Here is an 11228-nt window from a genome sequence, read left to right as displayed (position 1 = left end):
CGTCACCCCGCTCCGGTGTCCGTCCCGCCGGCCGCGGTGCCCGCCGGCTCGGCCGGGCCGGGCTCGACGAAGCTGTACGGCGGCAGGGGGCCGTTCAGACGTACTTCGAGGTGGGGCAGGTCCTTGCGGGCCTGGTCCACCGCTTCCAGGAACTCCGCCGCCGAATCCCGCTTCACCAGGTACGACACGTTGGCGAGCCAGCCCGTGGACTCGGGGCCCACGCTCACCGCGTCGGCGACCGGCTCCAGGACGCGCTCCAGCGCGACGGCGTCCTCGGCCTCCTTGGCCTTGACGGCGGCGGCGACCATCTCACCGAGCTGGATCTTCTGCTCGTAACTGCCGCCGCCGGACTTCCGGTTGGCCTCCGCGAGAGCGCGGATCTCCGGATTGCCGGCCATCACGTGGTGCAGGACGGCGTCCTCGACGTGGTTGGCCTTGACGTTGTACTCGACCCGGCCGTCCAGGGCCCGCAGCCGCTCCGCGTAGTGCTCGGCGCGCTCGGCGAGGACACCGGTGACGGCGTCGTCGTCCGGGGCGACGCTGCCGAAGCGCATGGGCAGCACACAGCCGGCCGCGCCGGCCTCGCTGAGCACGTTCTGGTGGGCGAGCAGCTCCTTGCGCTTGGGACGCAGGCCCTCGGGGGCGTCACTGACCAGGGCGGCCAGTTCGCCCACGCGCAGGACGCGCACCGGAAGCTGCGGGTCGCCGACACCGTCCACGCCCTCGGGAAGGCCGGGGTGCGAGGCCGCCGTGATGCCGTAGACGTACGTGCTCACTCCTGCTCCTCCTTCCGGCGGGCCGAGGTGCTCTTGCGAGCCCGCGGACGCGACTCGGTCTCGCGCTCGGAACCGTCCTCACGCGCCTGCTTGAAGGCACCGGATATGGTCTCGGCTGCGCCGGACAGCGCCCCCTTGGACTTGCCGCGGGCGCCGGACTCGGTGACCTCACCGACGATCTCGGGCAGACCCGGGCTCTTGCGGGGGCCCGCCTCCAGGTCGAGGCGGTTGCACGCCTCGGCGAAACGGAGATAGGTGTCGACGCTGGCGACGACGACACGGACGTCAATCTTGAGAATTTCGATGCCGACCAGGGACACGCGCACGAAGGCGTCGATGACGAGCCCCCTGTCCAGAACAAGTTCAAGCACGTCGTAGAGGCCGCTGCTGCCGCCTCCACCACCGGTCTGCTGTGCCGGTACGACTGTCATGCCGACTCTTCCTCCTTCTCTGTGGGTGTGGGTCCGCTCGGGCGGCCTACCGGCCGCCGGGCCGATGTGAGTCGGCCCGCCCACGCTCGTAGCGGCGGACGCGCCGGTACCCGGTGAGCTCGCCGTCGGAGTCCAGCTCGACCTGGTAACTCGCCATCAGGCTCATCGTGTCGGGCACCCGCTCGAGTTCGAGGACCTCGACCTCCAGCGCCCAGCCCTCCTCCGTCTGCTCGAAGGACGACACGGACTCGGCTTCCATCCCGGTGAGCTCCGCGAGCTGGCCGCGCGCCTGGCGCAGCAGCTCCATCGGACTCGGCCGTTTGGTGGTTCTGGTGTTGTCCGTTGACTTGTGGGATTCCTGTGAGTCCTGGGTTTCCTGTGAACCCTGTGGCTCTTCGGTGTTCTTCGTGTTCGACATGGCCACCTCCCCCTTCGTGTGGCCGCAAGTGTGTTCGCCAAACCTCTGTGCGCTCAGCCGTTCCCCGCGGCCGGGCATCGCGCCCGGTCGGAGGGGTGCCGGCGCCGCTCAGTCCCGCAGTGCGGCCAGCCGGCGGCGGGCCGGTCCGAGGGAGCGACCCCGGCCCGGCAGGCCGGCCCAGGGGTCGGTGCGGGCCTGCTCGACGGCGTCGGCGACGGTCCAGCGGCGGGCGTGCAGGTCCGGGTCGTCGAGCTGGTCCCAGGAGACGGGCACGGCGACGGGGGCGCCGGGCAGGGCGCGGACCGTGTAGGGCGCGACGGCGGTCTGCGCGTAGGCGTTGCGCTGCACGTCGAGGTAGAGCCGGTCGCCGCGGTCCTTCTTGCGGGCGGCGGTGGTGAGCCGGTCGGGGTGGGCGGCGGCGAGGGTGTCGGCGGCCTCGCGGGCGAAGGCGCGCACGTCGTCGAAGTCCTGGGTCCCGCTCAGCGGCACGACGACGTGCAGGCCCCGGGAGCCGGTGGTCATCAGGGCGGACGGCAGTTCCAGCTCGTCCAGCAGCTCCCTCAGCAGCCGCGCGGCCTCCCGCACCGTCTCGAAGTCGTCACCGGAGGGGTCCAGGTCGAACACCAGCCGGTCCGGGTGGTCGGTCCGGGCGGTGCGGGACAGCCAGCGGTGCAGGGTGATGCTCGCCTGGTCGACGAGGTAGAGGAGGGTGGCGGTGTCGTCGCACACGGTGTGTGTGACGGTGCCGTCCTCCTTGGCGACCTCGGCGCGGGTGATCCAGTCCGGGTAGCCGTCCGGGGTGTTCTTCTGCATGAACGTGGGGCCGCCGATGCCGTCCGGGCGCCGGTCCAGCATCAGCGGGCGGCCCCGCAGGTGCGGCAGCATGAACGGGGCGACGGCCCGGTGGTAGTCGACGAGGTCGCCCTTGGTGTACTCCTCGGCGTCCCCGCCGCCGGGGAAGAGCACCTTTCCCGGCCTGCGGATCTCCACCGAGTGACGGCCGGCCCGTACGGTGCGCGCACCGTCGTCGCTCACGACACGATCGCCTCCCCCACCAGCAGCCGGCCGGCCGCCGCGATCGACTCGGCGTCGATGCCGGCGGCGCGCAGCTGCTCCTCGGGGGAGGCCGAACCCGGCATCTCGCGCACCCCCAGCCGCACCAGGCGCGGTACGGGGCTCCCGTCGGCGAAGGCCTCCGCGACCGCGTCCCCGAGGCCGCCCTCCGGGTGGTGGTCCTCCACCGTCACCAGGCAGCCGGTCTCCTCGGCGGCCGTGCGCAGCGTCTCCCGGTCGACCGGCTTCACCGAGTACAGGTCGATCACCCGTACGGCGATGCCCTCCCCCTCCAGGGCCTCCGCGGCGGCCAGCGCCTCGGGCACGGTGACGCCCGCCGCGACGAGGGTGAGCCGGTCTCGGCCGGAGGAGCGCAGCACCTTGCTGCCGCCGACGGGGAACTCCTCCTCGGGGCCGTAGATCACCTCGCTCGCTCCTCGCGAGGTGCGCAGGTAGCGGATGCCGTCCAGGTCGGCCATCGCGGCGACCAGCCGCGCGGTCTGGTTGGCGTCGCACGGGTACAGCACGGTCGAGCCGTGCACCGCCCGCATCATCGCCAGGTCCTCCAGACCCATCTGGCTGGGGCCGTCCTGGCCGATGGCGACGCCCGCGTGCGAGCCGACGAGGTTGATCCCGGAGCCGCTGACCGACGCCATGCGGATGAAGTCGTGGGCGCGGGTGAGGAAGGCCGCGAAGGTGGCGGCGTACGGCAGCCGGCCGCGCGCGGCCATGCCGACCGCCGCGGCGACCATCTGCTGCTCGGCGATGTAGCACTCGAAGTAGCGCTCGGGGTGTTCCTTGGCGAAGGCCTCCGCGCGGGTGGAGTCGCCGACCTCCCCGTCGAGGGCGACGACGTCGTCGCGCGCGGTGCCGAGGGCGGTCAGGGCCTCGCCGAAGGCGTTGCGGGTGGCCACCTCCTCGCCCTTGTCCCAGCGGGGCAGGTCGGGCCGGCCGGTGTGCCCGGCGGGCGGGGCCCCGTCGGCGGACGGCGCCTCCACCCGGATGCGCAGGTCACGGGGGCCGCCGAGCTCGGCGATGGCCTCCTCGGCGTCGGGCAGCGGTTTGCCGTGCAGTCCCTCGCGGTCCTGGACCGCCTCGACGCCCTTGCCCTTGAGGGTGCGGGCGAGGACCGCGGTGGGCTGGCCCTGGGTGGACAGGGCCTCCCCGTAGGCGCGGTCGACGGCGTCCACGTCGTGGCCGTCCACTTCGACGGTGTGCCAGCCGAAGGCCTGGAAGCGGCGGGCGTAGGCGTCCAGGTCGTGGCCGTGCCGGGTGGGACCGCGCTGCCCGAGCCGGTTGACGTCCACGATCAGCGTGAGGTTGTCCAGGTGCTCGTACGCGGCGTGCTCGGCGGCCTCCCAGACGGAGCCCTCGGCCAGTTCGCTGTCGCCGCACAGCACCCACACCCGGTAGCCGGCGTGGTCGAGTCGCTTCCCGGCCAGCGCGATGCCGACGCCGACGGGGAGCCCCTGGCCGAGCGAGCCGGTGGCCGTCTCGATCCAGGGAAGCCGCCGGGGGGTGGGGTGCCCTTCGAGGCGGCTGCCGTTCTTGCGGAAGGTGAGCAGTTCCTCGTCGTCGATGGCGCCGGTCGCCTTGTAGGTGGCGTACATCAGGGGCGAGGCGTGGCCCTTGGAGAGGACGAAGCGGTCGTTGCCCGGGTGGTCGGGACGCTCGAAGTCGTAGCGGAGGTGGCGGGCGAACAGCACGGCCATCAGGTCCGCCGCGGACATCGACGACGTGGGGTGCCCGGAGCCCGCGGCAGCCGCGGCGCGGACACTGTCCACCCTCAACTGCTGCCCGAGCTCGACGAGTTCACCGGTGTTCATGAGTCTCCTTCGGTAAAGCGGTCGGTGCGCTTGACGGGTCCGGGCGCGACATCGGGACCGGGCGGCGGCTGATCGGGGGGTGGGGTGACGGCGGGCCGGCCCTTCGCGGGCTCACCGCCGGGCTGCTTCTTCGCCGGTTCACCGCCGGGCTGCTTCTTCGCCGGTTCACCGCCGGGCTGCTTCTTCGCGGGCTCACCGCCGGGCTGCTTCTTCGCGGGCTCACCGCCGGGCTGCTTCTTCGCCGGTTCACCGCCGGGCTGCTTCTTCGCGGGCTCGCCCCCGGACGGCCGTCCCCGCCCCGACTCGCCCGGCACCCGCGCCAGCTCCGGTGACGCCGTGTCCAGCGGCACCGACCAGGACCGTACGAGCCCCAACTGGACGGCCTGACGCGGCAGTACGGCGTCGAGGAACCAGTCGGCGGCGACGCGCACCCGGTTGCCCGGCATCGCCGCGAGGTGGTAGCCGCGGGTGACCGCCCCCGCCGCCGGCCCGGACAGGTTCACGCCGAGCGGATTGGCGGCGGCCTTGACGCCGCCCAGGTCCACCACGAACCCCATGTCCTTGTGCCGGTAGGCGCGCCGCCGACCGTCACCGAACGACGCGGCGACGTTGTGCGCGCACACCTTGCCCTGCCGCCAGGCGTGCTGCGCGGTCATCGGGGTGTACGAGCCGGGCTTCTCCAAATCGGGCACCGCGGCGGCGTCCCCACAGGCGAACACCTCGGGCCGGCCCGGCACTCGCAGGTGCGGGTCGACGAGCAGCCGGCCGCGTTCCATGGGCAGTCCGAGGGACTCGGCGAGCGGGTCGGGGCGTACGCCCACGCACCACACCAGGGTGCGGGTGTCGACGAACTCCCCGTCGGTCAGCAGTACTCCGTCGTGCGTGGCCTCCTTCACGGAGGTGCCCATCCGCACGTCCACGCCCCGTTCCCGCAGCACGGTGTCCGCGGTGCGGGAGAGGCGTTCGTCCAGCTCGGGCAGGACCCGGTCGGCGATGTCGAGGAGCAGCCAGCGCGGCCGCATCCCGGTCCGCATCGGATGCCTGGCGACCTGCGCGTCGGTGAAGAGCTGCCCGTGCGCGGCGACTTCGGTGCCGGTGTAGCCGGCACCGACCACGACGAACGTACAGCGGGCGGCGCAGTTCTTGGGATCGTCCGCGGCGGCGGCGAGCTCCACCTGCCGGGTCACGTGGTCGCGCAGGTACAGCGCCTCGGGCAGGCCGCGGAAGCCGTGGGCGTGCTCGGCGACACCGGGGATCGGCAGCAGCTTGTTGACACTGCCGGCCGCGAGGACCAGCCGGTCGTAGTCGAGGATGCCGCCCTCGCCCTCGGGGCCGGTGTAGTGGACCTGCCGCGCGTCGAGGTCGATGCGGTCGGACTCCCCCAGCACCAGCTTCACGTGCGGCAGCGTGCCGGAGAGGGAGACGGTGACCCGGCGGGGTTCCAGGATGCCGGCGGCGACCTGGGGCAGCAGGGGCAGGTACAGGAAGTAGTCGGTCGGGTTGAGCAGGACGATCTCGGCGCGGCCACGGGCCATTTTGGAGAGCGTCTGGGCCGTGCGGTACCCGGCGAAGCCGGCACCGACGATCACAATACGGGGTCGACTCACGGTTCGCCTCCGGCGCTGTCGCGGACGTCGGGAGACTTCCGCGTCCCCCTGACCGGGTCCGCCAAACGTCCGCCGGTTTCCGCCGGGCCCCCCGGGTACCCGGTCCGGGACCCGAACCGCCCACGTCACGGAGGCGCCCCCCATGCCCGAGTACGGCTATTTCCTCTCGTGCGAGCAGTACGGTCCCGCCGAGCTGATCGAGCAGGCGCGGATGGCCGAGCAGGCCGGGTTCCAGGCCCTGTGGATCTCGGACCACTACCACCCGTGGAACGACGAACAGGGGCAGAGTCCGTTCGTGTGGTCGGTGATCGGCGCGCTGTCCGAGGCGGTGTCGCTGCCGGTGGGGACGGCGGTGACCTGCCCGACCGTGCGGACGCACCCGGCGGTGGTGGCGCAGGCGGCGGCCACGGCCGCGGTGATGTCTCCGGGGGAGTTCCGGCTGGGCGTGGGCACGGGCGAGGCCCTGAACGAGCACATCCTCGGAGACCACTGGCCGCCCGCGCACGTACGGCTCGAGATGCTGGAGGAGGCCATCCAGGTGATGCGCCGGCTGTTCTCCGGCGAGGAGGTCAACCACCACGGCACGCACTACACGGTGGAGAACGCCCGCCTGTACACCGTGCCGGACGAGCCCGTCCCGATCGACATCTCGGGCTTCGGGCCGGCGGCGACCAAGCTCGCCGCCCGGGTCGGCGACGGCTACATCACGATGATGCCGGACACCTCGATGGTGGAGCAGTACCGCAAGGGCGGGGGCGGCGGCAAACCGGTCAGCGGCGGCACCAAGGTCTGCTACGGCACCGACCGCGACGCGTGCGTGCGTACCGTGCACCGGCTGTGGGCGAACGAGCTGCTGCCCGGCGAACTGGGCCAGGTGCTGCCCTCGCCCAAGCACTTCGAGCAGGTGCAGACGCTGGTCACCGAGGACATGGTGCGGGAGAACCGGGTGTGCGGCGACGACGTGGACGAGCACGTCGCCGAGCTCCGCCGGTTCGCCGACGCGGGTTTCGACCGTGTCTACGTCAACCAGATCGGCCCCGACCTGCGCGGTTTCTTCGACTTCTACCGCACCAAGGTGCTGCCGCGGCTCCAGCAGGCCGGCTGACCACGGGAGGACGGACGACATGGAACCGCACCGCCCCGGCGTCTGTGTCCACACCGGGCCGGCCGACGCCCCCGAGGTCGGCTCCACTTGCCGGGGCGGCCCAACTAGGCTCGTTCCCATGGAGATTCTGGGTGCCACACTGCGTGTCTGCGTCGACGACATCGAGACCGCCATCCCCTTCTACGAGCGGCTGGCGGGCGGCAGGGCCCTCCGGTTCGAGCGGGGCGGCGTCCAGGTCGCCGCGGTCGGCTGCTTCCTGCTGATGAGCGGTCCCGCGGCCGAACTGGACGTGCTGCGCAGGGTCGCCGCGACCCTCGCGGTCAAGGACGTCGAGGAGACCGGCCGGGTGCTCGCGGAGATGGGCGCCGACATCCTCGCGGGCCCGCTCCCCACCCCCGTGGGCCGCAACCTCATCGCCCGGCACCCGGACGGGGCGGTCTACGAGTACGCGGACCGCCACTCCTGACACGCCCGGTCACGGCGCGGGCCTCCGCACGGGGAACCGGGCACGGGGCCGGGCGTCAACGGCCCGCTGTCATCTCGCGCGTGATCGCCCAGCGTTGGTGGTCGCGCCAGGCGCCGTCGATGAAGAGCATCTTCGGCGAGAAGCCCTCCAGGCGGAACCCGCAGGCGCGGGCGAGGGCGATGGAGGCGGCGTTGCCGGGCTGTACGTTGATCTCCAGACGGTGCAGCCGCATCGGACCGAAGGCGTACCGGACCACGAGGTGCAGGCCCTCGCGCATCAGTCCGCGCCCGGCCGCGTGCGCGAAGGCGCCGTAGCCCAGCGCACCGCACAGGAAACCGCCCTCGACGATGTTGTTGATGTTGATGAACCCGGCGAGGGCGCCGTCCGCCTCCTTCTCGCAGACCAGGAACCCCGCCTTGGTGGGATCCTCGATCAGCCGCCCCGCGTACGCGGCGTACGCGCCCTGGCTGTCCGGCGGGAACAGCCAGGGGTGGTGGAGGTCCTTGCTCTCCCGGGCGCGGGCGGTGAATTCGGCGCCGTCCTCGTGGGTGAAGTGACGGAGCCCCACGCGGCGGCCTTCGGCGAGGTAGCGGGAAGCGGTGTGCGGCACCCCGCCACCCTACGACGGGCCCGCGCGCGACGCGTGCCGGTCAGCTCAGCGCCGGTTCGTCCAGGGTCAGGGTGCCCGCGTCGGCGTCGAGTTCGGCCGCGACGCCGAAGGGGACGGTGAGCGCGTCGGCGCAGTGCCCGAACCCGAACTGTTCGGCCGCCGGCACCCCGAGGCCGCCGAGCCGGTCGGCGAGCAGCGCCCGCACCCCGTCGTACGGCTCGCACCGCGCCCAGGAACCGAGCAGCAGTCCCGCGACCCCGTCCAGCCACCCCGCCCGCAGGAGCTGGGTGAGGCAGCGGTCGAGCCGGTAGGTCTCCTCCCCCACGTCCTCCAGGCAGAGCAGTCCGCCGCGCGCGGAGGGTCTGGTGTGCGGGGTGCCGAGGTCGGCGGCGAGCAGGGAGAGACAGCCGCCGAGGGTGATCCCGCGCGCCCGGCCGGGGACGAGCGCGGTGCCGTCGGAACGGATGGTGCGGACCGTGTCGGGGGCGAGGAGCGTCGCCTTGAGGTGGCCCTGCGCCCGCGCGCTCTTCACGAAGTCGATGCCCGCGGCCATCGGCCCGTGCAGGGTGACCAGGCCGAGCCGCACCGCGAACGCCTCGTGCAGCGCGGTGATGTCGCTGAACCCGACGAACACCTTCGGCCCGGCGGCCCGCATCGCCTCCCAGTCGAGCAGGTCGACCATGCGCTGGACGCCGTAGCCGCCGCGGGCGCAGATCACCGCGTCGACGGCCGGGTCGCACCAGGCGGACTGCAGATCGGCGGCCCGGTCGGCGTCGCCGCCCGCGAGGTAGCCGAACTCGCCGTGCCGGTCCAGGACATGGGGGCCCACCACGGGGTCGAGGTCCCAGCCGCGCAGCACGTCGAGCCCGGCCTGGAGCCGCTCCTCGGGCACCGGACCGCTGGGCGCGACCACGGCCACCCGGGCGCCGGGGGCGAGGCGGGCCGGCCGCCGCAGTGCTCCGGCCCGGCTCACGTGCCCAGCTCCAGGGCCGGCACGCCGGGCGGTCTCATCCCGAACACCTGGGCGTACAGGGACAGCTCTGCCTCCAGGGCGCGCACCATGGTCTCCGCCCGCCGGAAGCCGTGCCCCTCGCCCTCGAAGGTGAGGTAGGCGTGCGGCACGCCCCGGCCGGCCAGCCGGGCCAGGAAGCGCTCGCACTGCGCGGGCGGGCAGATCACGTCGTCCAGTCCCTGGAGCATCAGGAACGGCGCGGTGAGCCGGTCGGCGTGCGCGGCGGGCGAGCGTTCCGCGTACCGCTCGGGCACCTCGGCGCGCGGGCCGATCAGGCTCTCCAGGTACTGGGACTCGAAGTCGTGGGTCTCCCCCGTGCCCCAGCCGGTGAGGTCGAGCACCGGGTAGCTGATGGTGCCGCAGGCGTAGACGTCGGTCGTGGTGAGCGAGGCGGCGGCGGTCCAGCCGCCGGCGCTGCCGCCCCGGACGGCGAGCCGGCCGCGGTCGGCGGTGCCCTCGTCGGCGAGGGCCAGCGCGACGGCGGCGCAGTCCTCGACGTCGACCACGCCCCACTGTCCGCGCAGCCGGTCGCGGTACTCCCGCCCGTATCCGGTGGAGCCTCCGTAATCGACCTCGGCGACGCCGATGCCGCGCGAGGTGAAGTAGGCGATCTCCAGGTCGAGCACGAGCGGCGCCCGCCCGGTGGGACCGCCGTGCGCCCGGATGACGTACGGGGGCCGCTCGTCCGCGGGACCGGCGCACCCGGGGTGGTGCGGGGGGTACACCCGGGCGTGGATCTCCCGGCCGTCCGGTCCGGTGAACGTGCGGACCCGCGGCTCGGGGTAGTACGCCGGGTCCACCGCGTCCTCGTGGCGGGCGCCGATCACCCGGGCGTGACCCGTCCGGGTGTCCAGCTCCACCACCTCGTGGCCGCTGCGCGGTCCGGCGCCGACGGCGACGACCCGCTCGCCGTGCGCCGCGAGGGTGGGCGCGAACTCGCTCCACGGGCCGGCGGCGTCGACGAGCTCGCAGGTCTCGGGGTCGAGGACGCCGAGCACGGGTGCGCCCCGGCCGTGCAGGACGGCGATCAGGCCGCTGTCCAGCGGGGCGAACCAGCGCAGCCCCAGCTTCCACAGCGGTCCGCCGAACTCCTCCTCGCGCGGGCAGACCGGCTCCCCGTCCCGGTAGAGGTTCCACCAGCCGGTGCGGTCGCTCGCGTACAGCAGCCGGCCGTCGGGGGTCCAGTCGGCCTGGGCGACGGACTCCTCGGGTCCGCCGGCCACCGCGCGGGCCTCGCGCAGGGTGCCGTCGGCCAGGACGTCGGCGACGAGCAGTTCGGTGCCGTCCCACGGCATGCGCGGGTGGTCCCAGCCGAGCCAGCAGGCGCGCCGCCCGTCCGGCGTGAGACGCGGCCCGGTGACGAACCGGTGCCGGCCGTCGCTCAGTTCCCGCACGGCACCCCGGTCACCGGCGGCGGAGCCGTCCAGCGGTACGGCTGCCAGGACGCGGCGCACGTCGCCGGGGCCGTCACCGGTGAACTCCTCCAGGACGCACCACACCTCGCCGCGCTCCGGCGGCAGCACCGGATCGGCCCAGCGCAGCCCCTGCCCGACCGGGGACACGGGGGTGAGCGGGCGGGGCTCACCGCCCGGCTCGTACCGGTAGAGGCGCTGGTCGGCGAAGTTCACGAACACCACGAGCGGGACACCGCCGCGCACGGTGCCGGCCCAGGGCCGGCCGCCGTACTCGATGACCCGGCTCCGCACGTTCCACGGCGCGGGCAGGACCGGCTCCTCGGTACCGTCGGCGTGCCGGCGCACCAGCGTGCGCCGGCCGCCCTCGGCGGGCCGGGGCTCGGTCCACCACACCTCGTCGCCGACGAAGCCCACGAACTCGGGGCCGCCGTCGTGGGCCGCGGCCGTGGCCGCGTCGATGGGCGAGGGCCACTCGCCGTACGCCAGGGTCCGCACCGTCTCCCCCATCC

Annotated in this window: 11 protein-coding genes; 2 read left to right on the top strand and 9 right to left on the bottom strand. The window is 73.7% G+C overall.

Going from position 1 to position 11228, the window contains the following annotated elements; all coding sequences use genetic code 11:
* Nucleotides 1–2 precede the first annotated feature (2 nt).
* The 6 genes from ACF1DX_RS29680 to ACF1DX_RS29655 form a co-directional block, all read right to left on the bottom strand.
* Entirely contained in the window at nt 3–776 is a 774-nt protein-coding gene (locus ACF1DX_RS29680) for a GvpL/GvpF family gas vesicle protein (protein WP_391794202.1), read from the bottom strand.
* On the bottom strand, nt 773–1207 hold the full coding sequence (locus ACF1DX_RS29675) for a gas vesicle structural protein GvpA (RefSeq protein ID WP_030856379.1): 435 nt from the start codon (nt 1205–1207) through the stop codon (nt 773–775). The genes ACF1DX_RS29680 and ACF1DX_RS29675 overlap by 4 nt, the downstream gene beginning before the upstream one ends.
* A 46-nt stretch (nt 1208–1253) precedes the next feature.
* On the bottom strand, nt 1254–1625 hold the full coding sequence (locus tag ACF1DX_RS29670; RefSeq protein ID WP_391794201.1) for a gas vesicle protein: 372 nt from the start codon (nt 1623–1625) through the stop codon (nt 1254–1256).
* Nucleotides 1626–1733: 108 nt separating this feature from the next.
* Nucleotides 1734–2660: a non-homologous end-joining DNA ligase gene (gene ligD, locus ACF1DX_RS29665; RefSeq protein ID WP_391794200.1), complete on the bottom strand. Its 927-nt coding sequence runs from the start codon at nt 2658–2660 to the stop codon at nt 1734–1736.
* A complete protein-coding gene (locus tag ACF1DX_RS29660) occupies nt 2657–4504 on the bottom strand; it encodes a transketolase (RefSeq protein ID WP_391794199.1) in 1848 nt (615 codons plus the stop codon). The genes ligD and ACF1DX_RS29660 overlap by 4 nt, the downstream gene beginning before the upstream one ends.
* Complete coding sequence (locus ACF1DX_RS29655) at nt 4501–6111, bottom strand: FAD-dependent oxidoreductase (RefSeq protein WP_391794198.1); 1611 nt, start codon at nt 6109–6111, stop codon at nt 4501–4503. The genes ACF1DX_RS29660 and ACF1DX_RS29655 overlap by 4 nt, the downstream gene beginning before the upstream one ends.
* A gap of 142 nt (nt 6112–6253) precedes the next feature.
* Between ACF1DX_RS29655 and ACF1DX_RS29650 the strand changes: the two genes are divergently transcribed.
* Both ACF1DX_RS29650 and ACF1DX_RS29645 read left to right on the top strand, forming a co-directional pair.
* Nucleotides 6254–7216, top strand: a complete 963-nt coding sequence (locus ACF1DX_RS29650; protein WP_391794197.1) for an LLM class F420-dependent oxidoreductase — start codon at nt 6254–6256, stop codon at nt 7214–7216.
* A gap of 118 nt (nt 7217–7334) precedes the next feature.
* Nucleotides 7335–7682, top strand: a complete 348-nt coding sequence (locus ACF1DX_RS29645; protein WP_030856387.1) for a VOC family protein — start codon at nt 7335–7337, stop codon at nt 7680–7682.
* A 55-nt stretch (nt 7683–7737) separates the two neighbouring features.
* Here ACF1DX_RS29645 and ACF1DX_RS29640 read toward each other — a convergent pair whose 3' ends face one another.
* Genes ACF1DX_RS29640 through ACF1DX_RS29630 form a run of 3 tightly spaced genes read right to left on the bottom strand, consistent with a single transcriptional unit; the run spans nt 7738 to nt 11226 of the window.
* The gene (locus ACF1DX_RS29640; RefSeq protein WP_391794196.1) at nt 7738–8292 is read right to left on the bottom strand and encodes a GNAT family N-acetyltransferase; all 555 of its coding nucleotides are present in this window, start codon (nt 8290–8292) and stop codon (nt 7738–7740) included.
* Between the two features lie 40 nt (nt 8293–8332).
* Complete coding sequence (locus ACF1DX_RS29635; protein ID WP_391794195.1) at nt 8333–9265, bottom strand: LD-carboxypeptidase; 933 nt, start codon at nt 9263–9265, stop codon at nt 8333–8335.
* Nucleotides 9262–11226: a prolyl oligopeptidase family serine peptidase gene (locus tag ACF1DX_RS29630; protein ID WP_391794194.1), complete on the bottom strand. Its 1965-nt coding sequence runs from the start codon at nt 11224–11226 to the stop codon at nt 9262–9264. Before ACF1DX_RS29630 ends, ACF1DX_RS29635 begins: the two co-directional genes overlap by 4 nt.
* Nucleotides 11227–11228 lie beyond the last annotated feature (2 nt).

This window comes from Streptomyces sp. NPDC014676, from assembly GCF_043084105.1.
GTDB lineage: Bacteria > Actinomycetota > Actinomycetes > Streptomycetales > Streptomycetaceae > Streptomyces.
Note: the sequence above shows the minus strand (reverse complement) of the source record. Positions and strands in the feature narration are given on the sequence as shown.